25 protein-coding genes are annotated in these 25,689 nt (G+C 71.1%); 17 read left to right on the top strand and 8 right to left on the bottom strand.

Annotated elements, in window-relative coordinates; all coding sequences use genetic code 11:
* The gene (locus WMF39_RS46605; RefSeq protein WP_437742880.1) at nt 1–228 is read right to left on the bottom strand and encodes a hypothetical protein; all 228 of its coding nucleotides are present in this window, start codon (nt 226–228) and stop codon (nt 1–3) included.
* A 385-nt stretch (nt 229–613) separates the two neighbouring features.
* On the opposite strand from WMF39_RS46605, the gene WMF39_RS46610 reads away from it, so the two are divergent.
* From WMF39_RS46610 to WMF39_RS46645, 8 genes are all read left to right on the top strand, one after another.
* Nucleotides 614–2,323, top strand: a complete 1,710-nt coding sequence (locus WMF39_RS46610; protein ID WP_437742881.1) for an IgGFc-binding protein — start codon at nt 614–616, stop codon at nt 2,321–2,323.
* A 55-nt stretch (nt 2,324–2,378) separates the two neighbouring features.
* Complete coding sequence (locus WMF39_RS46615) at nt 2,379–3,302, top strand: DMT family transporter (RefSeq protein ID WP_437742882.1); 924 nt, start codon at nt 2,379–2,381, stop codon at nt 3,300–3,302.
* Nucleotides 3,303–3,585: 283 nt separating this feature from the next.
* Nucleotides 3,586–4,908, top strand: coding sequence for a phenylacetate--CoA ligase family protein (locus WMF39_RS46620; RefSeq protein WP_437742883.1), 1,323 nt, complete (start codon nt 3,586–3,588; stop codon nt 4,906–4,908).
* Between the two features lie 199 nt (nt 4,909–5,107).
* Nucleotides 5,108–5,830, top strand: coding sequence for a ClpXP protease specificity-enhancing factor SspB (locus tag WMF39_RS46625; protein ID WP_437742884.1), 723 nt, complete (start codon nt 5,108–5,110; stop codon nt 5,828–5,830).
* Nucleotides 5,831–5,886: 56 nt separating this feature from the next.
* Nucleotides 5,887–7,137 (top strand): branched-chain amino acid ABC transporter permease, encoded by a 1,251-nt coding sequence (locus WMF39_RS46630; protein ID WP_437742885.1) that lies wholly within the window; start codon nt 5,887–5,889, stop codon nt 7,135–7,137.
* Nucleotides 7,134–7,934 (top strand): ABC transporter ATP-binding protein, encoded by an 801-nt coding sequence (locus WMF39_RS46635; protein ID WP_437742886.1) that lies wholly within the window; start codon nt 7,134–7,136, stop codon nt 7,932–7,934. The genes WMF39_RS46630 and WMF39_RS46635 overlap by 4 nt, the downstream gene beginning before the upstream one ends.
* Nucleotides 7,931–8,689 (top strand): ABC transporter ATP-binding protein, encoded by a 759-nt coding sequence (locus tag WMF39_RS46640; RefSeq protein ID WP_437742887.1) that lies wholly within the window; start codon nt 7,931–7,933, stop codon nt 8,687–8,689. Before WMF39_RS46635 ends, WMF39_RS46640 begins: the two co-directional genes overlap by 4 nt.
* A gap of 272 nt (nt 8,690–8,961) precedes the next feature.
* Nucleotides 8,962–9,336, top strand: coding sequence for a response regulator (locus WMF39_RS46645; RefSeq protein WP_437742888.1), 375 nt, complete (start codon nt 8,962–8,964; stop codon nt 9,334–9,336).
* Between the two features lie 82 nt (nt 9,337–9,418).
* On the opposite strand, the gene WMF39_RS46650 is transcribed toward WMF39_RS46645, so the two are convergent.
* Nucleotides 9,419–10,459 carry a hypothetical protein gene (locus tag WMF39_RS46650; RefSeq protein ID WP_437742889.1) on the bottom strand — a complete coding sequence of 347 codons (1,041 nt, stop codon included), beginning with the start codon at nt 10,457–10,459 and terminating at the stop codon, nt 9,419–9,421.
* 511 nt (nt 10,460–10,970) lie between these two features.
* On the opposite strand from WMF39_RS46650, the gene WMF39_RS46655 reads away from it, so the two are divergent.
* From WMF39_RS46655 to WMF39_RS46670, 4 genes are all read left to right on the top strand, one after another.
* The gene (locus WMF39_RS46655; RefSeq protein WP_437742890.1) at nt 10,971–12,536 is read left to right on the top strand and encodes a glycosyltransferase family 2 protein; all 1,566 of its coding nucleotides are present in this window, start codon (nt 10,971–10,973) and stop codon (nt 12,534–12,536) included.
* Between the two features lie 320 nt (nt 12,537–12,856).
* Nucleotides 12,857–13,162, top strand: a complete 306-nt coding sequence (locus tag WMF39_RS46660) for an integration host factor subunit alpha (protein WP_012241218.1) — start codon at nt 12,857–12,859, stop codon at nt 13,160–13,162.
* 11 nt (nt 13,163–13,173) lie between these two features.
* Entirely contained in the window at nt 13,174–13,539 is a 366-nt protein-coding gene (locus tag WMF39_RS46665; RefSeq protein WP_437742891.1) for a MerR family transcriptional regulator, read from the top strand.
* Nucleotides 13,520–14,182 (top strand): hypothetical protein, encoded by a 663-nt coding sequence (locus WMF39_RS46670; protein WP_437742892.1) that lies wholly within the window; start codon nt 13,520–13,522, stop codon nt 14,180–14,182. The genes WMF39_RS46665 and WMF39_RS46670 overlap by 20 nt, the downstream gene beginning before the upstream one ends.
* A gap of 122 nt (nt 14,183–14,304) precedes the next feature.
* Here WMF39_RS46670 and WMF39_RS46675 read toward each other — a convergent pair whose 3' ends face one another.
* Nucleotides 14,305–14,928: a single-stranded DNA-binding protein gene (locus WMF39_RS46675; RefSeq protein ID WP_437742893.1), complete on the bottom strand. Its 624-nt coding sequence runs from the start codon at nt 14,926–14,928 to the stop codon at nt 14,305–14,307.
* Between the two features lie 245 nt (nt 14,929–15,173).
* Entirely contained in the window at nt 15,174–16,559 is a 1,386-nt protein-coding gene (gene mgtE, locus WMF39_RS46680; RefSeq protein WP_437742894.1) for a magnesium transporter, read from the bottom strand.
* A 651-nt stretch (nt 16,560–17,210) separates the two neighbouring features.
* On the opposite strand from mgtE, the gene WMF39_RS46685 reads away from it, so the two are divergent.
* A complete protein-coding gene (locus tag WMF39_RS46685; protein ID WP_437742895.1) occupies nt 17,211–19,565 on the top strand; it encodes a hypothetical protein in 2,355 nt (784 codons plus the stop codon).
* Nucleotides 19,566–19,755: 190 nt separating this feature from the next.
* On the top strand, nt 19,756–20,445 hold the full coding sequence (locus WMF39_RS46690) for a response regulator transcription factor (RefSeq protein WP_437713728.1): 690 nt from the start codon (nt 19,756–19,758) through the stop codon (nt 20,443–20,445).
* Here WMF39_RS46690 and WMF39_RS46695 read toward each other — a convergent pair.
* Nucleotides 20,427–21,368 carry a hypothetical protein gene (locus WMF39_RS46695; RefSeq protein WP_437742896.1) on the bottom strand — a complete coding sequence of 314 codons (942 nt, stop codon included), beginning with the start codon at nt 21,366–21,368 and terminating at the stop codon, nt 20,427–20,429. The two genes, WMF39_RS46690 and WMF39_RS46695, sit on opposite strands and share 19 nt — an antisense overlap.
* Nucleotides 21,369–21,575: 207 nt before the next feature.
* Between WMF39_RS46695 and WMF39_RS46700 the strand changes: the two genes are divergently transcribed.
* Nucleotides 21,576–22,256 carry a HEAT repeat domain-containing protein gene (locus tag WMF39_RS46700; RefSeq protein ID WP_437742897.1) on the top strand — a complete coding sequence of 227 codons (681 nt, stop codon included), beginning with the start codon at nt 21,576–21,578 and terminating at the stop codon, nt 22,254–22,256.
* Complete coding sequence (locus tag WMF39_RS46705) at nt 22,256–23,083, top strand: class I SAM-dependent methyltransferase (protein ID WP_012241227.1); 828 nt, start codon at nt 22,256–22,258, stop codon at nt 23,081–23,083. The genes WMF39_RS46700 and WMF39_RS46705 overlap by 1 nt, the downstream gene beginning before the upstream one ends.
* A gap of 58 nt (nt 23,084–23,141) precedes the next feature.
* On the opposite strand, the gene WMF39_RS46710 is transcribed toward WMF39_RS46705, so the two are convergent.
* Together WMF39_RS46710 and queD are read right to left on the bottom strand one after the other, a co-directional pair.
* Nucleotides 23,142–23,426 carry a (2Fe-2S)-binding protein gene (locus tag WMF39_RS46710; RefSeq protein ID WP_272096324.1) on the bottom strand — a complete coding sequence of 95 codons (285 nt, stop codon included), beginning with the start codon at nt 23,424–23,426 and terminating at the stop codon, nt 23,142–23,144.
* 4 nt (nt 23,427–23,430) lie between these two features.
* Entirely contained in the window at nt 23,431–23,793 is a 363-nt protein-coding gene (queD, locus tag WMF39_RS46715; RefSeq protein WP_437742898.1) for a 6-carboxytetrahydropterin synthase QueD, read from the bottom strand.
* A 115-nt stretch (nt 23,794–23,908) separates the two neighbouring features.
* Here queD and WMF39_RS46720 point away from each other — a divergent pair, with 115 nt between their 5' ends.
* Nucleotides 23,909–24,049: a hypothetical protein gene (locus WMF39_RS46720; protein ID WP_012241230.1), complete on the top strand. Its 141-nt coding sequence runs from the start codon at nt 23,909–23,911 to the stop codon at nt 24,047–24,049.
* 27 nt (nt 24,050–24,076) lie between these two features.
* On the opposite strand, the gene WMF39_RS46725 is transcribed toward WMF39_RS46720, so the two are convergent.
* On the bottom strand, nt 24,077–25,639 hold the full coding sequence (locus WMF39_RS46725) for a GAF domain-containing protein (protein ID WP_437742899.1): 1,563 nt from the start codon (nt 25,637–25,639) through the stop codon (nt 24,077–24,079).
* Nucleotides 25,640–25,689 lie beyond the last annotated feature (50 nt).

Here is a 25,689-nt window from a genome sequence, read left to right on the forward strand (position 1 = left end):
CTAGCGCCGCGTTCTCCTACATTCGAACGTGGTCGTGGTCGTGAACGTGGTCGTGGTCGTGGTCGTGGTCGTCAACGTTGGACCGTGAACGACCACGACCACGTTCACGTTGACGACCACGTTCACGTTCACGTTCACGTTGACGACCACGTTCACGTTGACGTTCACGTTGACGACCACGTTCACGTTGGTGACCGATGGTGGGGCGAGCTCGTGCGCTGAATGCAACCGAACGAGCTCGGCTAACGCCTATGCCCTCTTGTCCTGTGCGGGCGCTGGCCGAGCGGGATGGATCATCTGGGGCAGAGTGGGGCAGAGAACGTCTGCGACGGCTCACTCCGACGCGCCTGAGACAGACGCGTTTGTGATTTGCGTCTCTTGCTGACCATCCATTTCAGAGAAGCGCGATATTCATTGGTGGCGCCCTTGACTGATTTATTCGATCGGCTTGCACCGCGCTGCAAAAGCGCGTAGCCGGGATCGATGGACACCAACGTGTCCAGGAGTGCGCGAGCACCCGACCAGCACCTTCAGCGAACAACATCATGAGTTCTCGTGCCAGCGGGGCTGTCGTACAGGCCCCTGCGCTCGAGATCCGTTGACGGGAGGGCCCATGCAGATCTCGAAGCATGCTCTATTTCTCGGCGTAGGACTTTGGGTGGGCGCCGCCTCGGCGGCGGCGTGTTCCGCCAGCGGCTCGTCGGCGGGCGACCCTCGGCCTGGGACCACCGCCAGCGGCGGCGGCTCGGGCGGCGACGCCGTCGGGTCGATGAGCTCCGGCGGTTTCGGCGACGACATCGGCGCCGGCACCGGGGGCGGCGACGTCGGCCCCGAGCTGGTCGGCGACCCGAAGACGTGCGCGGAGGCCGCCGCGAGCAAGTCCTATATCGGCTGTGACTTCTGGCCCACGGTCACCGCGAACATCGTCTGGTCGATCTTCGACTACGCGGTCGTCGTCGCGAACGCCGGCGACGAGATCGCCGAGGTCGAGGTGACGCGCGCCGGCGCCGCGGTGGCGCGCGCCGAGGTCAAGCCCAACAGCCTGAGCAAGATCTACCTCCCCTGGGTGCGCGAGCTGAAGGGGCCCGACGCCACCCATTGCACCGGGGGCGACTCGATCACGAGCTCCGTCCGCGTCGACGGCGGCGCTTACCACCTCGTCTCGACCCGGCCGGTCACGGTCTATCAATTCAACGCGCTCGAGTACAAGGGAGAGGGCGGCCCGTCCGGGAAGGACTGGTCGTCCTGCCCTGGCAACGAGGCGTGCGCGGCCAACGACGGGGAGCCCTTCGGCTGCTTCTCCTTCACCAACGACGCGTCGCTGCTCCTGCCGAGCACCGCGATGACAGGCAACTACCGCATCACGGGCCAGCGCGGCTGGGCGGAGGCGGACTTCGGCGGCTACATCGTCATCAGCGGGATCCAGGACGGCACCAGCGTCACCGTGAACGTCGCCCAGGGAGGCTCGGTGGTCGCGGGCGACGGCATCCCCCGGACGAGCGGCGGCGGCAGCTTCACCGTCCAGCTCGACGAGGGGGATGTCGTCGAGGTCCTCGGGCACCCGAGGAGCGACCTCAGCGGCAGCCTCGTCACCGCGACCCGCCCTGTCCAGGTGCTGACGGGCATACCGTGCGTGCAGGCGCCGGTCGGCCACCAGGCCTGCGACCACATCGAGGAGTCCGTGTTCCCCGCCGAGACGCTGGGCAAACGGTACTTCGTGACGCTCCCGACGTCGCCGGGCGGCCGCGTCATCGGCCACATCGTGCGCCTCTACGGCAACGTCGATGGCACGGCGCTGACGTATCCGTCCGGCAAGCCGGACGGCGCGCCGACCACCATCGACGCTGGCCAGGTCGTCGACCTCGACGTGGTGAGGCGGGATTTCGAGGTCGTGGGAGACCACGAGTTCGCGGTCAGCACGTTCATGCTGGGCGCCGAGATCGTCGACGCGGACACCGAGTCTCGCCAGAAGGGCGATCCGTCGCAGAGCCACCCCACCGCGGTCGAGCAATACCGCTCCAAGTACGTCTTCCTCGCGCCGAGCGACTACGATGAGAGCTACGTCGACATCATCCAGCCGCTCGACGCCGCGATCACGCTCGACGACGGCTCGGTCGACGTCGCCCCGACCCCGATCGGCAACGGCTCCGGCTTCGGTGTCGCGCGTGTCCGGCTCGGCCCCGGCAACGGCGGCGCGCACGTGCTGACCGCCTCGGCGCCCGTCGGCATCCAGGTGCTCGGCTACGGCGCCTACACGAGCTACCAGTACCCTGGCGGGCTCAACCTCGTCGCCATCGCGCCCCCGCCGCCCCCGCCCCGCTGACCCCGCGCGCGCCGCGCTGGTTGTCTTTCCCGGTCTCCTGAACTAGCACCCTCGCATGACGGACGAGCCGCGCTCCTCGGCACGTCGCGCCCGCCGCGCAGCGCTCTTCGTCGTCCTGGCCAGCCTCGCCTTCGCCGCGAGCGGCCCGCTCGCCCGCTATGCGCGCCCGGTCCACCCGCTCGCCATCGCCTTCGGCCGGGTCGCCCTCGCCGCGATCGCGCTCTCCCTGGTCGACCTGCGCGCGATCGCCCGCTCGGCTGCCCGCCTCTCGCCGCGCCAGGGCGCCGCCGTCCTCTGCGCCGGCCTCCTGCTCGCCGTCCACTTCGCGCTCTTCCTCTGGGGGCTCGACCGCACGTCCCTCGCCGCGGCCCTCTCGCTCGTCTCGCTCGAGCCGCTCGCCGTCGTGCTCTGCGCGTGGGCGTTCTTCGGTGTCCGCCCCACGCGCTCCGAGCAGGCGGGCGTGCTGCTCGCCACCGTCGGCGCGCTCGTCGTCGCGCGCTCGGCCGGCGCCGGCGATCACCGGCTCTCGGGCGACCTCCTGGTCGTCGGCGCCACCCTCCTCTACGGCCTCTACGTGTCCTTCGCCCGCGCGCTCCGGGACGCGCTGCCGGCGCGGAGCTACGCCGCCCTCGTCTACGGCAGCGCCGCCGTCTTCCTCGCCGTGGCGCTCCCGTTCGCGCCTGGCGCGCTCGAGGGCGTCGCCCCGCCGCCGGCCCACGCCGCCGTCGCCATCGTCGCGCTCGCGCTCGTCCCCACCGTCGTCGGCCACACCGCGGTCCAGATCGCGGCGCGCCGCATGTCCCCATCCATCGTCGCGCTCGTGTCCCCCGGCGAGACGCTCGGCGGGATCGTCATCGGCGCCCTGTGGCTCCACGCCACCCCGACCGCGCTCGAGATCGCGGGCGCCGCGATCATCCTCGCCGGCGCCACCGTCGCGATCCTCGGGTCGAGCTCGTCCGCGGCCACGAGCGCAGGCTGACGCGCGCCCCCGCCGGCGCGCCCCCGGCTGGCGCCCGATGCCCGGCGCGGCGTGAACGCCTGACTGCGTGTGTCCGGGCAGCGGTCGCGCCGAGCGCTCACCGGCTCTGCTGCGACGGAGTTTGCCCGCGCGCGCCGCTCCGGTCGGACTCCGCGCCTCGAACACATGGATTTCACGGGAGAGGCGCCCGCGCGCGCTTGACGGTCGATGATTCGAAAGAACGCTCTCCCGCATGTACGGTGGGCTGTTTCGAAACATCCTGTTTCCGCTCTACGAGACCCGTTTGAGGGGCAGGGAGACCCTGAAAGACCTGGAGCGGATAGAGCGCTCCCAGTGGCGATCGGAGAACGAGATTCGCGATCTCAGCTTCCGGCGGATGCTCGCCGCCCTCCAGTTCGCCGAGCGGCACGTCCCGTTCTACCGGGCTCGCTTCGCCGAGCACGGCGTGCGCGCCGCCTCGGTCAAGGCGCCGGAGGACCTCCTGCGGTTCCCCGTCCTCACGAGGGCCGACCTCCGCGCCCACGGGCAGGATCTCCTCGCCGAGGGCTTCGTCGGCCGGCTCTACGCGAGCGGCACGGGCGGGTCGACGGGGGAGCCGGTGCAGTTCCGGTTCGACCACCGCACCTACGAGCGCCGCATCGCGGCCGCCATGCGGTCCGACGGGTGGGCGGGCGCCCGGCTCGGCGACCGGGAGCTCCACCTGTGGAGCGCCGTGCTGGTCAGCGAGACGCTCGCGACGAAGGCCAAGCGCTCCCTTCACGAGGCCATCCTCCGCAAGAAGATGATCTCCGCCTTCGACCTGTCCGACCGGCGCCTCGCCGCGTTGCTCGACGAGATCGCGCGGTACCGGCCGCAGCTCATCGTCGGGTACGCGAGCGCGCTGTACCACGCGGCGCGCTACGCGCTCTCGGATGGCCGCGCGCTCCCCGCGCCGCGCGGCATCGTCACCAGCGCCGAGCGGCTGTTCGCGCACCAGCGCGAGGCCATCGAGCGCGCGTTCGGCGCGCCGGTGTTCGATCGGTACGGCTGCCGGGAGCTCATGCTGATCGCCGCCGAGTGCGAGCGGCACGCCGGCAAGCACATCAACATGGAGAACGTGTTCGTCGAGCTGCTCCGCGACGGGCGGCACGCCCTCCCCGGCGAGCCCGGCGAGGTCGTCGTGACCGACCTCGTCTGCCGCTCGATGCCGCTCATCCGCTACAAGAACCAGGACGTCGCGATCGCCGCCGGCGCGCCGTGCGCGTGCGGCCGCGGGCTGCCGATGCTCGCCTCGGTCGAGGGCCGCGTCCTCGACCTGCTCGTCGGCCCCGACGGCGAGCTGCTCGCCGGGGAGTTCTTCCCGCACCTCATCAAGGACCAGCCGACCATCGCCCGCTACCAGGTCCACCAGGACCGGCGGCGCGCGCTCACGGTCAAGCTCGTGCCGGGCAAGGGCTTCCAGCCCGAGACCGCGAGGCTCATCGAGCGCCTCGTCCGGCAGCACCTGGGCGAGCGCGCGGAGGTCTGCGTCCAGATCGTCGACGAGATCCCCCTCACGAGCGGCGGCAAGCACCGGGTCACCCTCTCCGAGGTCCCCGTCCAGCTGGGCCGGGGGCGCGCAGCGTGAGCGTCGCCGGGGCTGCCGGGAAGCTCGCGCGGCGCCGGCCGCGCCGCGCGCTGCGCTCACAGCGCGTTTTCTACAGATCTGCTGGAGCGCCTGGTGGCGGGGGCGCGGCGGCCTGCTCACCCGGCACGCTGCTCGGCGCGTGGCCTCCCCGAAGCGCTGGCGGAGCCGCGCGGTCCGGGGTATTGGGCAGAGCAGTACGATGTCCGACGTGCAGAGACCGCTCCCGCCGAAAAAGGACGTCGCGCTGGCCCTCCTCGAGCGAGAGCCGAGCGTGTTCATCCACCTCGATCCGCGCCGGCCCGGTGTCTCCGTCCCCAAGTGGTTCACGGGACAGCCGCAGCTGATCCTCCAGGTCGGCATGAACATGGCGATCGCCATCCCCGACCTCAAGGTGGACGACGACGGGATCAGCTGCACCCTGTCGTTCAACCGCGCGCCGTTCTGGTGCCGCTTGCCGTGGCACGCGATCTGGGCGCTCGTGAGCGAGGACCAGCGCGGCATGGTGTGGCCCGAGGACATCCCGGCCGATCTCGCCGCGCAGAAGCAGCAGCGCCCCGCCGTCGCCCCGCCGCAGAAGCCCGCCAAGAGGCCGCGCCCCCGGCTCGCCGCCGTCGCGCCCCCCAGCGGCGACGACGAGCGGAGCGACGAGGCGGCGGACGAGGCGCCGGCGCGCGACAGGGCGCGCCCCCAGCTCGAGTCCGTGGAGGCCGGCGAGCGCCTCGGCGCGGGCGAGGCCCCGGCGCGGGACGCCGGCGCGCCCGTGAGGCCGCTCGCGCCGGTGCCGGCCCTCGCGCCGGTGCGCTCCACCGAGGAGCGCGAAGACGACGAATCGGGTGGCTCCGGTGAGCCCGAGCCCAAGCCTCGCCAAGGGGCGGGCAAGCCGAAGCGCGAACTGCCCCCCTATTTGCGGGTCATCAAGTAACGCTACTGACGCTACTGCTTGACGGTGCGGCTCGGCCATTCCAACTCTGGCCGGCCATGCCTCGACCGTTGCAGCGCATCCTCACTGCGCTCCTGCTCCTCGGCGTCGTCGTCGCCCTCGAGTTCGGCTTCGAGACCCTCTTGCCGGACGCTGCCTGGCGTCAGCTCGCCCTGTTCGCGATGGTCAACGTCATCGCGGCGCTCTCGCTCAACGTCATCAACGGAATGGCCGGCCAGTTCTCGATCGGCCACGCCGGCTTCGTCGGGATCGGCGCGTACACCGGGGCGGTCGTCGCCGGCAACCTGCACCAGCACCTCGGCGGCGGCGAGCCGCTCTTCGGCAACTCGTTCGTCGTGATGCCCGCGGCGCTGCTCGCGTCCGGGCTCGTCGCGGCCCTCTTCGGCCTCGTGGTCGGCCTGCCGAGCCTCCGGCTGCGCGGCGACTACCTCGCCATCGTGACCCTGGGGTTCGCCGAGATCTTCCGCCTGACGATCGCGACGGCGACGACCGGCGGCCCCGACCAGGGGGCGGTCGGCAAGCTCCTCGGGGCGCTCGGCGGCCCGATCGGCTACGCCGGCCCCGACGACACCGGCGTGCCGCAGTACGCCGGCCCGTTCTGGATCTTCGGCTCCGTCGTGCTCGCGACGATCCTCGCCTGGCGGCTGAAGTTCTCCGGCTGGGGCCGCGCGCTGCGCGCCCTCCGCGAGGACGAGATCGCCTCCGCCGCGGTGGGCGTCGATCCGACGCGCTACAAGGTCACGTCGTTCGTCATCTCCGCCGCCGGCGGCGGCATCGCCGGCGCCCTGCTCTCGTCGATGCGCGACGGCAACCCCACGGTCCAGCCGGACCAGTTCACGTTCAACTACTCGTTCGACGCCATCACGATGGTGATCCTCGGCGGCTCGGGCAGCGTCTCCGGGGCGATCCTCGGCGGCGTGTTCGTGACCTTCACGGTGAAGCTCATCGAGCAGCTGCAGGGCCTCGACAGCGTCCTCGCGCTGAAGGCGGCCTACCCCGCGCTCGATCTGAACGCCCTCAGGATGGTGCTCTACGCGGGCATCCTCATCGGGCTGATGGTCCTCCGCCCCGAGGGGCTGTTCGGCGAGCGCGAGCTCTTCGGCCGGCGCTGGTCGCGCAGGAAGCGCTTCCCGGTGGGCCCGGCCGAGCCCGTCCCCGCCACGACCGGCGTGGAGGCGGGCGCCGGGCACGAGGGCGCGCTGCCGAGCCCTGGCGCGCCGCCCGATGAGCCGCCGCCCGGCATCACCGTCGGCCGCGAGGGCAAGCCGGCCGGGAGGGAGCTCGAGTGAACCTCGATCTGAAGCACGTGACCAAGCGGTTCGGCGGCCTGCGGGCCGTCGGCGGCGTCTCCTTCACCGTGCCCGAGCGCTCGATCTTCGGGCTCATCGGCCCGAACGGCGCGGGCAAGACGACGGTGTTCAACCTGATCACCGGCGTCTACAAGCACGACGAGGGCGCGATCCGCTTCGGCGGGACCGACCTCGCGCCGCTCCGGCCGAGCCAGATCGCGCGCCTCGGCATCGCCCGCACGTTCCAGAACATCCGCCTCTTCGGTCAGCTCACGGTGCTCGAGAACGTGCTCGTCGCCTGCGAGAACCTGCGGAGATCCACGCTCGCGTCCGCCCTGCTGCGCTCGCCGTTCTTCTTCAAGGACGAGCAGGAGATGACCGAGCGCGCCCTCTCGCTCCTCTCGGTGTTCAAGCTGGAGGACATGGCCGACGAGATCTCGACGTCGCTCTCGTACGGCAACCAGCGCCGCCTCGAGATCGCCCGGGCGATGATGCTCAAGCCGAGGGTGCTCCTGCTCGACGAGCCGGCGGCGGGCATGAACTACGGCGAGGCCGAGGGGCTCAAGCAGCAGATCCGCTGGCTGCGCGACACCTTCGACATCACGGTCGTGCTGGTCGAGCACAACATGCAGGTCGTGATGGGGGTGTGCGAGGAGATCCACGTCCTCGATCACGGCGAGACCATCTCGCACGGCACCCCGGAGGTCGTGCGCAGGGACCCGAAGGTCCTCGCCGCGTACCTCGGCGAGGAGATCGACGACGAGGCGGCCGGCGCGGCGGCGGAGGAGCCCGCATGAAGACATCGCATCCGACGCGGCAGCCCCCCTCGGTGGCCCCCGGCGACCCCCTGCTCGTCGTCGACGATCTCGCGGTCAGCTACGGCGGCATCAAGGCGCTCAAGGGCGTCAGCCTCGAGGTGCGGCGCGGCGAGATCGTGGCGATGATCGGCGCGAACGGCGCCGGCAAGACGACCACGCTGAAGACGATCGTCCGCCTCCTCCCGATCGCCTCCGGCCGCATCCGCTACGACGGCAAGGACCTCGCGTCCGTCTCGACGGAGGAGCTCGTCGCGGCCGGCATCTCGCTCGTCCCGGAGGGGCGCGCGATCTTCTCGAACCTCAGCGTCCGCGAGAACCTCGAGCTCGGCGCGTGGTGCCACAAGCACGGCCCCACCATGGCGGAGACCGTCGGCGACGTGGTGAAGCTCTTCCCCCGGCTGGGCGAGCGCATGCACCAGCACGGCGGCACGCTCTCCGGCGGCGAGCAGCAGATGCTCGCGATCGGCCGCGCCATGATGGCGCGCCCCGCCATGCTGCTCCTCGACGAGCCCTCGCTCGGCATCGCGCCGCGGCTCGTCGCGGACATCTTCGAGTCGATCGCCAAGATCGCGGCGTCGGGAACAACCGTACTCCTCGTCGAGCAGAATACCCGACTGGCGCTCAAGTACTCGACGCGCGCCTACGTGCTCCGTACTGGGCAGATCGCCATGAGCGGCGAGTCGAAGGATCTCGCGGCGAACGAAGAGATCCGCGCGGCCTACCTCGGCGGCTGATCCCGCTCCCGCGCCGGCGCTCGTCTGCGCGTCGCGGCGCCCCGAGCGGGTCGCAGACGGGCCATCGGGGATCACGGCGGATCACAGCGGATCAGAAAAGAAACAGGCAGAGAGCGCTGGTGTTTCAAGCGCGTATCAACGCATCGCGTGATGCGCTGAGGCGCGATTGATATCGCTCTTTGCCGAATATGGAGTATGGTCACTGTGAGCCAGGCCATGAAGACCTGGTTTTCACAGCGGCGGCCAGAGCCGGCCGCTGACGGGGGATACCCATGGAGATTGAGCGCACGACCCGCGTTCTGGTGATCGATGACGACGCCAGCAACTCCCAGCCGCTCGTCCACTTCCTCTCATCCCGGGACTACACGGTGGAGACGTGCTGCGGGCTCGGCCATGCGCGTGACGTGCTTGCCCGCTGGCGTCCTCATGTGATGGTGCTCGTGCCCCGGGAGGAGGCGGAGCTCCACAGCGAGATGGAGGAGCTCCGCCGCATGTCGCCGCGCGTGCCCGTCGTGGTGCTCACGCCCGCGGTCGGCCCCGAGCTCATCCTGGACATGGAGGCGTTCGCGCCCACGGTGCCCGCATGCCCGTCGCGCGGCCTCGCGTACATCGAGTCTGCGGTGGCCGACGCCTCGGCCATGGGCTGACCGCGGCCGGCCTCGGATGGGGGCCCGCGCTCACCGCGGGCCGGGTGCCACCCGGGGCAGGCGCCTCTCGCATCGGCTCGCCTCAGGCGGACGGCTCGAGCCCGTCCGGCAACCCGTCGAAGAACTCCTCCACCACGGACGCGAGCCAGGCGCGCACCGGTCCGGTCGCGCACATGCTCCTCACGACGGGCCAGAGCGCGTCCGCGAGCGCGCCGGCGTCGAGCTCGGGCGCGATCCCGAGCCGCCCCAGCGCCTCGCCGAGCGGCTCGCCCGCGTGCGCCGCGACGAACGCCGCGATCGCCTCGCTGGTCCGCGTCCGGACGGGCCGATCCCGGAGCAGCTGCGCGGCGATGTCGGCGCCGAGCTCCGCGGCGATCGCCGAGCTCTTCGCGTCGAGCTGACCGACGAGCGCGCAGATCTCCTGCTCCAGCACCCACGCGGCGACCTGCTTGCGCAGGCCGACGAACTCGGGGGTGTCGCCCTTGGCGACGAGGATGTCGTGCACCTGGCGCATCGCCGTGCGCGAGAACCCCTGCAAGAACCGGCGGATCTCCGGCTCGAGCCGCCGCTCGAACTCGCCCCGCATCGCGCCCATCGTCTTTCCGACCCCGCCGAGGCCGAAGGGGGCGACCCGCTTGAGGAGCGCGGGCAGGCCCCACTCGGCGAAGAACGGGTTCACCTTCTCGGTGAACTCCATCAGCGTGTCGTAGAGGACGTCGCGCATCACCGCGTCGAGCGCCGCGCTCTCCAGCACCTCGCGCACGAGCCGCTCCGGCACGATCTTCGGCTGCTCGAGGATGCGATCGAGCTTGTCGCGGGCGCCCTCCGGCAGGAGCTCCTTCGCGCTCCGCCGCTCGGCGCGCGCCGCCTCGACGAGCGCCGCGAGCGCCGCGGCGGCCGCGGGCCGGACCGCCCGCCGGAGCGGCTCTTCGGCCGCCAGCGCCTCGAGCGCGCGCCCGATCGCCCCCGCGTCCACGAGCTCGCCGAGCGGCGTCGCGAGCAGCGCCGCGAAGCCGGCAGGCAGCCGCTCCCGGAAGTCGCGCGCCGCCGCCTCCGAGATGAGCCGCGCCTCGAGGAACGCGATCTGACGAGCCTTCAGTTCATTAAGTAGGGCGCGATCCATCGGGGAACCGATAGCCCCGAGCCCCCGCGGGTGCCAGGCGCAGATGACCCCGGGCCTCTGCCGACGCGGCGCGCGGCGCGCGGCCCCTGCCCAGGCCCCGAAATCGCGCAGTACTGTGAATCTGCCCAGCGGGTGAGCACCCTACTCATCGAACGTGGTTTCGGAGGAGCCTTACCAAAAACACCTTACTTGGAGCTCCAGTATCCGGGGACTCCCTGAGTCGGCGCGCCGCTCGCGTACGTGCGTTCGTGCGGCGCACCTGCGGGCAGCGCCGCGCGCCCGGGCGAAGCGGGATTGTCGGTGATTGTCATTTCCCGCGGGGAGCGACTCGGGCCGAAGTCAACTTTGCGGACCTCGCGACAGAGAGTTGCAACGAATTACAAGTGCCTGACAACTTCGGATCCAGCGGATGGTACGCGTTCGTTGTCTGCCGGCGCCTGCAGGGGTGGAGAGCGGCGTTCTCGCCCGGTCCCACGGCTGCACGGCAACCCGCCGGCGGTAGGTGCTCGCGATGCTCTCCCTGCTGCTCTGTGTCCTCTACTTCGGCGTGCTGCTCGGCCTCAGCGCCTACGGCCTGCACCGGCTGCATCTCGTGGTCCTCTGTCGCCTGAACCGCGCCAAGATCACCCGCGCGCAGGAGGTCGCGGCCCTGACCGATCGCGACCTCCCGCCGGTGACGATCCAGCTCCCGCTCTTCAACGAGTCGACGGTCGCGGCGCGGCTGCTCGATGCCGTCGCGAAGATGGACTACCCGCGCGACAAGCTGGAGATCCAGGTGCTCGACGACTCGACGGACGAGACGCAGGGCCTCGTCCGCGCGCACGTCGAGCGGCTGCGCGCGCTGGGCCTCGACGCGGTGTACCTGCACCGCGTGGACCGCGTCGGCTACAAGGCGGGGGCGCTCGACGCGGGGCTCAAGATCGCGAAGGGCGAGCTGGTCGCGATCTTCGACGCCGACTTCATCCCGCAGCCGGACTTCGTGCGGTCCATCGTCGGCCACTTCGAGGACCCGACGGTCGGCATGGTGCAGACGCGGTGGGGCCACCTGAACCGTGACGTCTCGATCCTCACGCAGGTGCAGGCGCTCATGCTCGACGGCCACCACCTCGTCGAGAACCGCGCGCGCTTCGGCGCGGGCCTCCTGTTCAACTTCTCCGGCACCGGGGGGATGTGGCGCAAGGACGCCATCCGCGAGGCGGGCGGCTGGCAGCACGACACGCTGACCGAGGACCTCGACCTGTCGTACAGGGCGCAGCTCGCGGGCTACCGCTTCATCTACCGCGAGGATGTCGTCTCGCCCGCGGAGCTCCCCGAGGACATCTCGGCGCTGCGCGCGCAGCAGTACCGCTGGGCCAAGGGGACGGTGCAGACGGCGCGCAAGCTGATGGCGACCGTGCTGAGCGCCAAGCTCTCGCTCGGGCAGCGGATCGAGGCGTTCTTCCACCTCACGCCGCACTTCGCCTACCCGCTGCTGGTGCTGCTGAGCATCCTCTTGCTGCCGGCGCTCGTCCTGTTCCCCGCGGCCGACACGCTGACGATGATCGCCATCGATCTGCCGCTCTGCACGGCGACGACGGGGTCGCTCGCGGCGTTCTACATGCTGGCCGAGACGGCGCAGGGCCGCTCGCGCTGGGGCGCGGTCAGGCGCCTGCCGATGCTCATCGCGCTCGGGACGGGGCTCGCGCCGTACCTGTCGAAGGCCGTGATCGAGGGGCTCCGCAGCATGTCCGGCGAGTTCGTCCGGACGCCGAAGCAGGGCGACAACAAGGGCCGGTACAGGGTCCGCACGGACCTGCCGATCACCGAGGCGATGCTCGCGGTGCTGTCGTGCGGCGCGGTGGTCGCGTCCGTGGAGACGGGGCACTACTTCGCCACGCCGTTCGCGGTGCTCTTCGCCGTCGGCTACCTCTACGTGGCGTTCCTGGTCGTCCAGGAGCAGATCGTGCGCCGCCGCGATGTGGCATCGAGCGCGCCGGTCGTCGGCTGGAGCGACGCGCGGCCGAGCGAGGCGGCCGTCGTCGGCGCCTGGTCCCGGCAGTCGACGAAGGAACGCCACCTCGGCGATCTTGCCGTCTGAGCGGATCGTCGCCGCCGAGCCCATCCTGCGCCCGTGGTCGCGCCGGTGAGCCTGCCGGATTCCTGGCCGCCGGATCGAGGGTGCGAGGTGTGGGGCGCTGCTCGTGGGGTCGCAGGTTCGCTCCGAGCGCTGCGTTGCTCGGGGGGCTCCACGAAGCGTGCCTGGTGCACATCGGGCGAAGCCTGCGTAACCCCCTAGACCTTACCGACGCACGCTGGCATTCTGCCCTCCAGGCCGGTCGGGGGACCGCACGCGGCTTCCTGAACGGTCTTCAGGGGTTGCGGCGCGTCCCCCCCTTCTGCAAGGGCGATGGGGGTATCATGACGAAAGCCGAAATCGTTCAGGCGGTCTACTCCCGCCTTGGGGGGTTCTCGAAGAAGGAATCTGCCGATCTGGTGGACCTCGTGTTCGAGACCATGAAGGAAACCCTGGGTCGCGGGGAGAAGATCAAGATCTCTGGATTCGGCAACTTCGTGCTGCGCGACAAGCGCCAGCGGCAGGGTCGCAACCCCCAGACCGGCGACCCCATCCTGATCACGGAGCGCCGGGTCCTGAACTTCAAGGCGAGCCAGATCTTGAAGCAGGCCCTCAACCCGCGTGAGACGGCCTCGGCGGCCGAGGAGTAGACTGCTTGGCGGTGCGCGCGCAGCTTCCGGCGAAGCTGTACTACCGGATCGGCGAGGTGGCCGGCATCGTGGGGGTCGAGCCGCACGTGCTCCGGTACTGGGAGACCGAGTTCCGCTCCATCCGCCCGCAGAAGTCGGCGAAGGGGCAGCGGGTCTACAGCCGGCGCGACGTCGAGACGCTCCTCAAGGTCAAGGAGCTGCTCTACTCGCACCGCTTCACGATCGCGGGCGCGCGGCGCAAGCTGCGCGAGGGCGGCATCGAGCCGCCGACGCCGGACGCGGGCGCGAGCCACGAGGAGGTGCAGCGGATGCGCACGGCCCTCGTCGAGATCCGGACCGAGGTGATCGCGCTGATGGATGAGCTCGAGCGCGTCTGAGCTCCACGGCGTGGCGCCGGGCCTCGGGTTGCGCCTTGTGTTGCCGGCCGGGGCGAGCGGCGCGCCGGAGGAGGCGCTTCCCGCGATCGACGTCTCCGCGATCGCGGGCGCGAAGGTGACGCTCCTGCGGGGCGTCGAGGCGGACGGGCTCTCGCTGCGCGCGGTGTGCGTGACGGCCCCGTCGCGGCAATGGGTGACCGGCCTGGAGGAGCTCGTGCTCGATCGGGCCTCGGGGCTCGTGCGGGGGGGCCTCGGGATAGCGATCGAGCGGTGGGAGGCAGGGCCGATCCACGCGCAGTCGCATCGGTTCGAGCAGGCGTTCGAGGGAGCCGGGAGGGCTGGCGCGCGCGCGGTGGTGATCCGCGGGCAGCACGTGCTCGGCTTCGCCGGGAGCGAGCACGACGCGGCGCTCTGCAGCCTGGCCTGCCTGGAGCCTGCGCAGGGGACGGGCGCTCGGTGCGGCGCGCTGCTCGGCGCGACCGCGTTCGAGGGCGTGTTCGTGGCGCCACCTGAGCCGGGACTGCTCGTGCGGACGATCTTCCTCGCCGCGGAGCAGCCCCTCGCCATGACCGCGGCGCTCGGAGCGGTCGCGGCGGCGGGGGTGACCATCCTGCTGGCGCGGCGGCCGCGGCCGCGGCCCTAGGACGGGGAAGAGGGGCTCGTGGAGAGCTGCCCGGCCCTCGGAGAGGGCCTATCGCGTGGATGCGAGATGTTGAAGAGAGAGGCGTACGCCAGGCTGATGACTCGACCGGGCAGGGGGAGCGATCAGAACGGGATGTCGTCGTCGTTGCCGCCGCCGCCGTAACCGCCGCCGCCGAAATCGTCGGGCGGAGGACCGGGATCCTGCGCAGCCGGCGCGGGGCGACCGCCGCCGCCGCGGTTGTAGCCGCCACCCGCCGGGCGGCCGCCGCCGCCGGCGCCGCCGCTGTAACCGCCGCCGCCGCCACCACCGCCGCCGCCGCCACCGCCGCTGTAGCCACCGCCACCGCCGCTGTAGCCACCGCCGGGATCAGCGCCGAACGCGCCTGCGTCATCGCCGACAGCGCCGCGACCGCGGCCCCCGCCCGTCAGCAGGACGTTGTTCGCGATCACCTCGGTCTTGTAGCGCTTGTTGCCATCCCGGTCGTCGTAGCTCGACGTGCGGAGCGAGCCCTCGATGAAGATCGAGGAACCCTTGCTGAGGATCTTGCCCAAGGCCTCGGCGCGCTTGCCCCAGATCACGACATTGTGCCAGTCCGTCCGTTCTTTCCGGACCTTGTCGCGGTCCAGGTACGACTCGGTCGTCGCGAGCCGCAGGTTCAAGACGGCCTGACCCCCCTGGGTGAACCGGAGCTCTGGGTCGGCGCCCAGGTTGCCGAGCAGCATTACGCGATTCAAGCCTTCGGCCATCGTCACTCCTTCCCTAGGAGGGGCTCTCAGCGCACGCTGCGCTGAACGAACGTCGCCTGCTTCACTCCCCCATGGGGGCCGACGCGTCAAGGGTCGTGGCGCGCCGAAAAGCACGCGGCGCGCCCGCGCGGCGGGACCGGCGTGGGCCTCGGCACGGGCGGCGCGGCGTCGCTCGATCGCCGTCCGATGGCCGTCCGATGGCCGTCCAATTCCGCCAGGCTCCGCGCAATTCCGCGTGATTCCGCTCACCCGCCCGCTCCGGCTTGCGCGAGGAGGTCGGCCAGGAAGAGCCGGGCGATCGTGAAGTAGAGGAGGATCCCCAGGACGTCCACGAGGCTCGCGATGAACGGCGTGGAGCTGGTCGCCGGATCGAGGCCGAGGCGCCGGAGCAGGAGGGGGAGCATGGCGCCGACGGTGCAGCCCATGAGGACGATCGCCATCAGCGTCGCGCCGATCGTCAGGACGAAGCCGGTGCCGTCGCCCCAGAGCCAGACGCGGAGCATGCCGATGGCGGAGAGGATAAGGCCGAGCACGACCGCCTGCCCGAGCTCGCGGACGAGGACGCTCGCCCAGTCGCCGACGCGCACGTCGCCGACGGCGAGGCCGCGGATGATGAGCGACGACGACTGCGAGCCGGAGTTGCCGCCCGTGGAGATGAGCAGGGGCACGTAGTAGGCGAGCGTCGCGACGGCCTCGAGCTCGTGCTCGAAACGCCGGAGCACCTCGCCGGTCATGAACTCGCCGACGAACAGCACGGCGAGCCACGGGGCTCGCTTCTGGATGAACGTCCAGAAGCTCGTCTTGAAGTAGCTGTCCTCCATGGGGCCGACCGCGCCGAGCCGCTGCATGTCCTCGGACTGCTCCTCCGTGAGGACGTCCATCACGTCGTCGACGGTGATGACGCCGAGCAGCTTGCGGTCCGCGGAGAGCACGGGCAGCGCGTTGAAGTCGTACTTGGCCATGGTCCGCGCGACCTCTTCCTGGTCGGTCTCGGGGCTGACGGCGAAGACGTTCTCGGTCATCACGTCCGCGAGCTTCTCGGACGGCGAGGCGAGCAGCAGATCGCGCAGCGACACGACGCCGATGAGGTGCCCGCGATCGGAGACGATGTACACGTAGTAGATCGTCTCGGCGTCCTCACCGACGGCGCGGATGCGCTCGATCACGTCGGCGACCGTGAGGTGGATGCCCACCGACACGTAGTCGGTGGTCATGAGGCCGCCGGCGCTGTCCTCGGGCCACTTGGCGAGCTCCTCGACCTCGGCCGCCGCCTCGGGGTCGACCTTCTCCAGCGTGGAGAGCAGCGTGCCGCTGACCTGGTCCGGGAGGGCCTCGATGAGGTCCGTGCGGTCGTCGGCCGCCATCTCGGAGACGATCGGCGCGATGCTCTCGATGCCCATCTGCTCGACGAGCGCCTCCTGGGTCTCGCCGTCGAGGCGCTCGAAGATGGGCGCGGCCTCCTCGGCCCTGAGCGCCATCAGGACCTTCGCCGCTTCGGCGTCGTCCAGCAGGCCGATGAGGTCGGCGAGGTCCTCGTCGTGGATCTCGTCCAGCAGGTCGGAGAGCTGCGCCGGATCCTCGGTGAGCAGCTGCCGTACCTCCGGGACCATGGCGAGGGCGACGCGCAACATGCCCGGGCACTGACCACAACTCGGCTCTGCTGGGAAGCGGCAAACCCCACCGGCGCCGGGCCCGCGACCCACCCAGCTCCCCGGCGACCCACCCAGCTCCCCGCATCGACCGAGGTTGGGTTGCGGCGCCGCGGCCGACCGAGGTTGGGCCTCCCACGAGCGCCGGTCGCGCGCGATGGAGGCTGGGCTCCCGCGACCCGTGAAGGAGTGGTTTGCAATACAGTGATGAGTGAACTTTCCTTATTGGCCGACCCAGGTTGAGGACCAGGTCGGAGGAGCCAGGTCGACCCAGGTTGAGGGGCGGGTCGCCTACTGCGTTGGCTGTCGCGCAATCAGGTTGACGTCGCGGCGGCGCGCGGGGCATGGAGGGCACGGGTCTGCGGCGGCGGCATCTCGTTTGCTACGGGACCCCTTCGCGGGGTCGAGCGGGGCCGGCCGGGTCGAATTGACAGCCTTCCGGTCGGGTCCCTAGCATCGGGCTCCCGTCGAGCCGTGGATCGCCTGCGGAAGTCGGTCATGGGCCCGTGGACGGCGGGCCTTTTCGGTGGCTTGACCGCCGCGCAACTGGATCGGTGGTCGAAAGGAAAGTCGAATATGACGCGGATAGAGCGTGAGAGCAGGCGCCCGTGGAGGGGCGCGGTGAGGTTCGCCATGGCGGGCCTGCTGATCGCGGGCACAGGCAGCGCCTTCGGATGTCTGAGCCGCCCCATCGCCGAGAACAAGCCCCGGTCGACGTCGACGATCGTCGAGCGGCTGACGCAGAGCTCGGTCGACAAGATCGATCTCCTCCTGGCGATCGACAACTCGGGTTCGATGGCCGACAAGCAGGCCATCCTCGCCACCGCGATCCCCGACCTCGTCCAGGGTCTCGTCAACCCGCGCTGCATCCACAAGGACGGCACGATGGCGACCACGGTCGCCTCGCCCAACACGCCCTGTCCGCAGGACTACAAGCGTGAGTTCGAGCCGGTCAAGGACATCCACATCGGCATCATCAGCTCGAGCCTCGGCGGCCACGGGTCGGGCGCCTGCCAGCGGACGACGAGCGCCTCGAACGTGGACATGGCGCACCTCCTCGCGCGCACCGACGAGAACTCCGACGTCAACGACATCCCGACCTACCTCAACCTGGGCTTCCTGGCCTGGGACCCAGATCAGAAGCTCGACGGCGAGCCGGAGAGGCCGGATCCGAACGACGGCGAGGCGGATATCACCGCCGATTCGAACGCCGACCTCAACAACACGTCGCTGGTCGGGCAGCTCACCGCGATGGTCCAAGGTACGGGGCAGACCGGCTGCGGCTTCGAGGCGCAGCTCGAGAGCGTGTACCGCTTCCTCGTCGACCCGGAGCCCTACGCGACGATCAGCGTTGACCCGGCCACCGAAAACATCGTCGTCACCGGCGAGGATGCCGACGTCAAGAGGCAGCGCGCCGACTTCCTGCGGCCGAGCTCGCTCCTCGCGATCATCATGCTCACCGACGAGAACGACTGCTCGATCCGCGAGGAGGGCAAGAACTACCTCGTGGCAGAGACCACAGGCTTCCGCCTGTGGCGGCCGCGCACCGAGTGCGCCACCGATCCGGGCAACAAGTGCTGCAGGTCGTGCAGCCAGAGACAGGACGACTGCCCCAAGGATGAGGCGTGCATGGGCACGGACGGCAACACCGCCCAGCTGACCAAGGAGGAGGACCCCGTCAACTCTCGCTGCTGGGATCAGAAGCGCCGGTTCGGCTTCGACTTCCTCTATCCGATCGACCGCTACCGGCGCGCCTTCACCGAGGCGCAGATCCCGAACCGCAGGGGCGAGCTGGTCCCGAACCCGATCTTCAGCGATCCGAACCCGGACGACCTCGACTCCAACGTCCGCGATCCCGGGCTCGTCTTCTTCGCCGGTATCGTCGGCGTGCCGTGGCAGGACATCGCGCGTCAGAACGCGGAAGGCCAGCCCGACCTGCTGAACGGCCTCAACCAGGACGGCGAGCCGGTCGGTGGGTTCAAGAACTCCGACGAGCTCAGCGCGCCCGTGGCCGGCGCCGCCAGCACCTGGGAGCTCATCCTCGGCGATCCCGCGAAGTACCAGGCGCCGAAGGATCCCTTCATGATCGAGTCGATGAAGCCTCGCTCGGGCATGAACCCGATCACGGGCGATGCGATCGTCGGGCCGCAGGCGACGGGCTGGAACGGCATCAACGGCCGCGAGTACACGATCCCGCCGGACAGCACGGGGGACCTCCAGTATGCCTGCATCTTCGATCTCCCCGTGGACGCGGTGAAGACCTGCGACGGGACGGCTCAGAGCTGCGACTGCAGAGCGGTGGGGGGTCAGGCGACCGACAACCCGCTGTGCGAGCCGGAAGCGGGGAACAACCAGGAGGATCCGGCGCCCAGGTCGACGACGCAGATCAAGGCGAAGGCCTACCCGGGCCTCCGCGAGCTGCAGCTCATCCGGGAGCTCGGCCCCCAGGGCATCGTCGGCTCGGTGTGCCCGCGCCAGCTCAACAACGACGGCGCGGCCGACTACGGCTACCGGCCGGCGATCGGCGCCATCATCGATCGCCTGAAGACGGTGCTCGGCGGCCAGTGCCTGCCACGCACCTTGACGCCGGACGCGGACCAGCAGGTCTCCTGCCTGATCCTCGAGGCGCGCAACTCGCAGGGCCAGTGCAACTGCGCGGATGAGAGGACGCCGGGGCGCCTCGACGTGACGGGCGCTCATACGGCGGCGAAGGACGAGGTGCTCTCGCTCGACATCGCGAAGGCGTCCGGCTGGGACTGCGTGTGCGAGATCCAGCAGCTCGAGGCCGACGGGGCCAACGCGTGCAGGACCAACGTCGGCGACATCGAAGACGTGCACGGGTGGTGCTACGTCGACCCGTCGATCCGGCTCGGCGATGCCGCCATCGTGGCCGACTGCCCGTCGACCGAGCAGCGCAAGATCCGTTTCACGGGCAAGGGCGAAGCCCAGCAAGGGGCCACGCTGTTCATCACCTGCTCCGGCGAGTAGGCGACGTCAGCGGGCGTCAGCTAGCGTCAGCTAGCGTCTGATTGAGCCCGGCGCGCGGGGTGCGATCGTGAGGTCGCGCCCCGCGGCGCTTTTGTGGCGCTTTGCGGCTCCAGAGCGGCTCCGGCGAGCCGGCCGGCGGAGCGCCGGGAGGGACCTGCCCGGTTTTGTGCTAAGACCGGACTCCGTCGTGGTGGCACGGAAGAAGATTCTCATCATCGAGGACGAGCCCCACATCGTGCTGGGGCTGACGGACGCCCTCGAGTTCGAGGGCTTCTCGGTGGCGTCGGCCTCGAAGGGGAAGGACGGCGTGCTGCTCGCGCGGCAGGAGAAGCCGGACGCCATCCTCCTCGACCTCATGCTCCCCGACACCAACGGCTTCAAGGTCTGCGAGGATCTGCGGCGCTGGGACGCGTTCGTGCCGATCATCATGCTGACGGCCCGCGGCCAGGAGATCGACAAGATCCGCGGCCTCGACGCGGGCGCCGACGACTACGTGACCAAGCCGTTCAGCGTGGGCGAGCTCATCGCCCGCCTGCGCGCCCTCTTCCGCCGCGCCGCCCGGCCGGCCGAGGCGCCCGTCGAGGTGTTCTCCATCGGCAACGTGCAGATCAACATGACCGCGCACACGGTCTCGCGGGGCTCGCGCTCGGATCAGCTGTCGTTCTACGAGGTCGAGCTCCTTCGCCTGCTGCACGAGCGCGTGGGCCAGCCGGTCTCGCGCGAGGAGATCCTCCAGAAGATCTGGGGGATCGAGGCCGGGCCGTCGAACCGCACGGTCGACAACTTCATCGTCAAGCTGCGCAAGAAGATCGAGCGCTCGCCCGACAAGCCGGAGCACATCCTCACGGTCTACGGCTTCGGTTACAAGCTCGCTCCCTGACGGAGCGGCAGGACGTTGCGGAGGTCGCAAGGCACCGTCACCGCGGCGTCGGTGATGCGCTTCGGATCGAGCTCTTCGATGCGCGCACCCTCGCGGATCTGCCGCGCCTCGAGGCGCAGCCGGACGAGGCCCGGGCTGCCCGTCTCGCCGGCGTACCCGACCACGTCGCCCGCGTCGAGGCGCGCGCCCGCCACGACGCCGGGGCCAGGGCGATCGAGGTGGCCATGGAGCAGGAGGTACCTGCGCACGCGATCCACGTCGCGCGCCTCGCGCACGTCGTGCGCCGTGGCCACCGTGATCCCGGACAGCGCGCCGACGAAGACGACCTCGGCCTTCCCCTCCTGGCCCTCGAGCCTGAGCGCCGCCACCCGCTCGCCGCGCGTCGCGGTGATGTCGATCCCGCCGATCCACGACGGCGGCTCGGGCCGCGCCGCGCCGATCGCGGCGATGGAGCCCGCTGCAGGCAGCGCGCCCGCCCCGGCTGGAGCGTCCTCGACAAGGAGGAACCCCGGCGGCGCGTCCGGCGCGCCGATCGGGAACGTGTACGCGGCGGCGCTCGCCGGACGTTCCGGGCGGCGGGGGATGTGCTCGTGGGCCTGGCTGCGCGTGCCCGCTCTGGCGGGGCGCGCACCGGCAGGGTCAGAAAGCGCCGCAGGGCCGCCTTCGGGGAGCGGCGCGCCCGGAGCAGGCAGCGGGACGCAGGCGGCGCCCTCCGGCACGGTGCGCGGGCCGCAGAGCGCCGCCGCGCCCGCGGCGCCGCGCGCCGCGGCCGCCGGAGGGACGACCGCGGGCGGCGGCGGCTCGGGATCGTCGATGCCGCCGAGCGCGAGGACCAGCGCCGACGCCGCGGCGCCGCGCACCAGCGGGGAAGGGGAGACCGCTGCCCTCGCCGGGCGGGCTTGCAATGAGCCGGACACACGCATGCCATGAACGGTCTACCGCATCGCGCGCGGCGGGCGAGCTCGATGCAGCGGCGGCGCGCTCGTCCCGCCCGGCCTGCGCGCGGCGGCCCCGGCGTGGGCGGCGCCGGGCACGCGCGGCCGCGCCCGCCGTGGACGGGAATTCGCGAGGAACAGGCCCTTGTTGCCTGCCGGCTTGCGGAGGCGACGCGCTGTTGATAGCTCCTCTTCGTGCAAAATCGTCAAGCCATCGAGACGACCCTGAACAAGCTGTTCGACGCGGAGCGCACGGCTCGCCGGCTCCACGACGACCTGACGGCCATGCCCGGCGATGGGCTGCTGGATGTCCTCACGGACGCGATCGCGGCCGCGACGCGCGAGAACGACGAGGACGAGGCGGCGCTCCGGCTGGTGCGTATCGCGTCGCTGCTCGGCGAGCACGAGGGGCCGCGCGCGCTCGACGCGCTCATCGATGTGCTCGCGTCGGAGCACCCCGAGGCGCGGCAGGCCGCGGGCGAGGAGATCGAAACGCTGGCCTACGATCGGTTCAAGGAGGTCGCGCAGGCGATCGAGCGCGCGCTGAAGCGGCTGCCGGTGGGCTCGTCGGCGCTCCCGGAGCTGCCGTACCTCATCGCCGAGGTGCCGGAGCCGGGCGTGCCGAAGCTGCTCAGCCAGTTCCTGGGCCACAAGGATCCGGACGCGGTCGCGGCGGCGATCGAGACGCTGGTCGAGATCGGTGACCCGGCGCATGCGCCGCTCATCCAGCCGCTGCTCGACGACAAGCGCACGGTCGAGCTCGCGGACGACGGCGGCGACGACGCGACGTCGGAGGTCACGATCGGCGAGCTCGCCGAAGAGGCGCTCAGCCTCCTCGCGCCCTACGACGACGAGGAGGAGGACGGGGTCGCCTGATGATCGGCCCGCCGCTGAGCGCGGCGGACGCCGTGTTGTTCGAGCACGCGGTCGTCCCGCGCTACCTCTCGTTCTTCGCCTCGCTGGCAGTCGAGATGCTGCTGCCCTCCGAGGCGGCGCGCATCGTCCACCTCGGCTGCAGGAGCGGCTTCCCCGACGCGATCGTGGCCGACAAGCTGCCCGGCGCGACCCTCGTGGGCGTCGACGGCTCCGCCGCCGCGCTCGAGCTCGCGCGCGACAAGGCCGCGCTGTTCTCCGGGATGAACGCGAGCTACGTGCTCGCCGACGCCCTTCCGACGCCGCTGCCGGACGCGAGCTTCTCCCACGCGTTCACGCTGCACCCGGTCTGCCGTCCGAGCGAGCGGGCGCAGCTCCTCGCCGAGCTGCGCCGGGTCCTCGTCCCCGGCGGCCAGGCGCTCATCGCGCTGCCGTTGCGCGGTTCGTTCCCGGAGATCGCGGACATCGCGCGGGAGTGCGCGCTCAAGCAAGACCTCTCGGAGCTCGGCGCCGCGGTGGACGCCGCCGCCGTCAGCCGCCCCACGATCGAGACCATCGCCGAGGAGATCGAGGGCGCGGGGCTCGACGAGGTCGAGGTCGACGTCCAGCTCATCGCCGTGTCGTTCGAGAGCGGGCGTGAGTTCCTCGAGGATCCCATCTCGAGGTTGATGGTGATCCCGGAGTCGACGGCGATGCTCGACGTCGAGCCGCAGATCATCGACTCGATGCTCAAGTACCTGCACCACGCGGTCTCGAAGTACTGGTCCGAAGGGGTCTTCGAGCTGACCGTGAACGTCGGGTGCGCGAGCGCTCGGCGCCCCCTCGTCTGATCACGGTCGACGATCGGGCCAGGGCGCGGATCGCGCGGAGCGCGGCCAGCGAGCGCGGCTAGCGCTCGCGCCCGCCGCCGCGGAGGCCGAGCTCGTCGAGCCCGGCGAGCGCCGCGAGCGAGACCGGGTGGTACGGCGGCCGCGGGGTGATCGGCTTCCGGGCGTCGCCCCCGCGCTCCTCGATGAGCCGCGCGCAGAGCGCGAGGCACCACTTGCCCTGGCACCAGCCGGTGCCGAAGCCCGTGTAGCGCTTGACGGACTCGATGTCCTTGTAGCCGCGATCCATCGCGGCCTCGAGCTCGTGCAGCGTGACGTCCTCGCAGCGGCAGACGAGCGTCTTCATCGACCTAGTCGCCCTCGTACTCGCAGCGGGCGTCGCAGGTCTCGAAGATGGTGACCCGGTTCAAGGACGGCAGCGACGGCGCGAGGCGGGTCCAGATCCACCGTGCGAGCACCTCGCTCGTCGGGTTCTCCAGCCCGGGGACCTCGTTCAGGTAGTGGTGATCGAGCAGGTCGTGGAGGGGAGCCCAGGCCTCGTAGAGGTGGCTGTAATCGATGAACCACCCCGTCTCCTCGTTCACTGGGCCGCGGATCGCGACCTCGACCTTGAAGCTGTGACCGTGGAGGCGCGCGCACTTGTGCCCCTGCGGCACCTTGGGAAGGCGGTGGGCGGCCTCGAAGCGGAACTCGTGTATGAGACGGACGTTCATCGGAGCAGCGGTCATGGGGCGGTCGCCGTGGGGCGTCAACGCCCCGTGGCCTGAACAGGGGGCGGCGTGAGGTACGGGGTTCCCTCGAGGGGCTCGAGCGACTATACCGCCGGCCATGCCGCAGAAGCCCGCAGTGAGAGCCAAGAAGAAGCGTCGCGATACGAAGCGCCTGGCAAACTGGCGCGCCAAGAAGGAGCTGCAGAGCGCCCAGGGAACGCCGGCCGAGCCGGCCGCCGCCGCGCGGTCCGGCAGCTGAGCCGCGAGCACTGGCCCCGGCCAGTGCTCAGTTCGCCGGCTCGTCCTCTTCGTCGTCGTCTTCGTCGGGTTCCGGCGACGCGGGTCCCTTGCGTCGCGCCGCGCGAACGGTCGCGACCTCGGCCCGGGACGGGTTGATCACCAGGAAGCCGTGGTCCGCGTCGAGGAGCGCGACGTCTCCTGGCGACGCCCAGCGGAACGCCCCCGCCACATCCACGATCGACGGCACGCCGAGCAGCTGGAGGAGCACGAGCGAGCGCGGCCCGGACCGGTCGCTGAGCGCGACGCCCACCGGGTGGGCCCGGGCGGAGATCAAGAGGTCGAAGACCGTCAGCTGGTCTCCCACGAGGACCGCCTTCGACGGGAGCTCGGCCCGGGCATCCGGGGTCGCCAGCATCAGGATCGCATCGCAGAGATCCTCGATGTCACGGGCGCGATCCTGCAGGAACGGGTCACCGACGATCCCGTTGGCGGCCCGCGCCACCTCGCGAGCGACCGTCCCGAGCGCCTGCGCGACGTTGCGCCCGCTGGCCGCGAGCTCGAAGGCGCGCGCGCGCAGGCGGCCGTCGCCGATCATCAGGAGGTAGGTCGAGAGGAACGCCGCCTCCTGCGCGAGCCCTCGCTTCGCTGCGCGGGCGTTGAGGTCGAGGAGCGCCTTCTCCGCGATGTCGAACGCGAGCCGCAGGAGCTTCGGATCGCCGCTGCCCTGCCGCGCGCCGAGCGATGAGGTCGCCGGCCGCCGCAGGGCCGCGATGGCGCCGAGCGCGCGCCCGGCGACGACGGGCAACCCCGGCAGCGTGACCTTGCGCGTGCCACCGCCCGTGCGCCGCCGCCGCTCGCGCAGCTCGTCGAGCACCTGCGCGTGGCGAGCGCCGGCCGCGATCGGAGCGGTCAGCGCCATGACGAGCTCGACGTCCCGCGCCGTGAAGGCGCGATCGCCCGCCCGTTGCACGACGAGGGCGCCGAGCGGGCGGCCGCTGCCGAGGATGGGCGCCGCGAGGAAGACCGGGAAGCGCTCTTCACGGAGCTCAGGGAACGCTCGATAGCGCTCGTGCTCGGTCGCCTGGACGACCGAGATCGGCCGCAGGCACTCGACCGCCATGCCCGTGATGCCCTGCCCGACCGAGAGCCGCACCGTGCCGCGCGCCTCGCGCGGAAAGCCGACGTTGCCTCGCAGCACCAGCTCGTCGCCGTCGCCCTCGAGGAGGTACAGCGAGGCCACGTCGGCGCCGAGGATCGCGGCGATCCGCTGCGGCGCCTCGTCGAGGAGGAGCGACAGCGGCATCGGCTTCGCCACGAAGGCCAGGTACTCGATCACGAGATCCAGGCGCTCGTCGCGGCGCACCTGGATCCTCGCGGAGGCGACCGACGGCGGCGCGCCCTCATCGTCGGCGTTCGCGACGCGGGCCGAGCTGCCGGCCGGATCGCTCGAGAGGGACGCGTCCTCCTCGTCGGGGCGGAGCTCGTCCAGCGCGCGGTTCACGAGGCTGTCCCGTGAGCCCTCCACGCCGGACGGCGTCGCCGACGGGCTCGCGATCGCTTCGAGCTCCGTGGGCGGATGGGTCGCCTTCGGATCGGTGCGCGACGACATGCCATGATCGCTATCACACACCGTCGCTCGAGCGCACCTTGCTCCCACCA

Origin of the sequence: Sorangium sp. So ce1504, from assembly GCF_051521635.1 — a bacterium.
In the GTDB taxonomy this organism is placed as follows: domain Bacteria; phylum Myxococcota_A; class Polyangia; order Polyangiales; family Polyangiaceae; genus Sorangium; species Sorangium cellulosum_B.

What these genes read in the sequence shown, in the direction of transcription:
- WMF39_RS46645 (WP_437742888.1), top strand. Translation starts at nt 8,962, where the DNA reads ATGGAGATTGAGCGCACGACCCGCGTTCTGGTGATCGATGACGACGCC.
- WMF39_RS46640 (WP_437742887.1), top strand. Translation starts at nt 7,931, where the DNA reads ATGAAGACATCGCATCCGACGCGGCAGCCCCCCTCGGTGGCCCCCGGC.
- WMF39_RS46695 (WP_437742896.1), bottom strand. Translation starts at nt 21,368, where the DNA reads ATGCGTGTGTCCGGCTCATTGCAAGCCCGCCCGGCGAGGGCAGCGGTC.
- WMF39_RS46720 (WP_012241230.1), top strand. Translation starts at nt 23,909, where the DNA reads ATGCCGCAGAAGCCCGCAGTGAGAGCCAAGAAGAAGCGTCGCGATACG.
- WMF39_RS46615 (WP_437742882.1), top strand. Translation starts at nt 2,379, where the DNA reads ATGACGGACGAGCCGCGCTCCTCGGCACGTCGCGCCCGCCGCGCAGCG.
- WMF39_RS46660 (WP_012241218.1), top strand. Translation starts at nt 12,857, where the DNA reads ATGACGAAAGCCGAAATCGTTCAGGCGGTCTACTCCCGCCTTGGGGGG.
- WMF39_RS46685 (WP_437742895.1), top strand. Translation starts at nt 17,211, where the DNA reads ATGGCGGGCCTGCTGATCGCGGGCACAGGCAGCGCCTTCGGATGTCTG.
- WMF39_RS46655 (WP_437742890.1), top strand. Translation starts at nt 10,971, where the DNA reads ATGCTCTCCCTGCTGCTCTGTGTCCTCTACTTCGGCGTGCTGCTCGGC.
- WMF39_RS46630 (WP_437742885.1), top strand. Translation starts at nt 5,887, where the DNA reads ATGCCTCGACCGTTGCAGCGCATCCTCACTGCGCTCCTGCTCCTCGGC.
- WMF39_RS46650 (WP_437742889.1), bottom strand. Translation starts at nt 10,459, where the DNA reads ATGGATCGCGCCCTACTTAATGAACTGAAGGCTCGTCAGATCGCGTTC.
- queD (WP_437742898.1), bottom strand. Translation starts at nt 23,793, where the DNA reads ATGAACGTCCGTCTCATACACGAGTTCCGCTTCGAGGCCGCCCACCGC.
- WMF39_RS46725 (WP_437742899.1), bottom strand. Translation starts at nt 25,639, where the DNA reads ATGTCGTCGCGCACCGATCCGAAGGCGACCCATCCGCCCACGGAGCTC.
- WMF39_RS46705 (WP_012241227.1), top strand. Translation starts at nt 22,256, where the DNA reads ATGATCGGCCCGCCGCTGAGCGCGGCGGACGCCGTGTTGTTCGAGCAC.
- WMF39_RS46675 (WP_437742893.1), bottom strand. Translation starts at nt 14,928, where the DNA reads ATGGCCGAAGGCTTGAATCGCGTAATGCTGCTCGGCAACCTGGGCGCC.
- mgtE (WP_437742894.1), bottom strand. Translation starts at nt 16,559, where the DNA reads ATGTTGCGCGTCGCCCTCGCCATGGTCCCGGAGGTACGGCAGCTGCTC.
- WMF39_RS46710 (WP_272096324.1), bottom strand. Translation starts at nt 23,426, where the DNA reads ATGAAGACGCTCGTCTGCCGCTGCGAGGACGTCACGCTGCACGAGCTC.
- WMF39_RS46670 (WP_437742892.1), top strand. Translation starts at nt 13,520, where the DNA reads ATGAGCTCGAGCGCGTCTGAGCTCCACGGCGTGGCGCCGGGCCTCGGG.
- WMF39_RS46625 (WP_437742884.1), top strand. Translation starts at nt 5,108, where the DNA reads ATGTCCGACGTGCAGAGACCGCTCCCGCCGAAAAAGGACGTCGCGCTG.
- WMF39_RS46610 (WP_437742881.1), top strand. Translation starts at nt 614, where the DNA reads ATGCAGATCTCGAAGCATGCTCTATTTCTCGGCGTAGGACTTTGGGTG.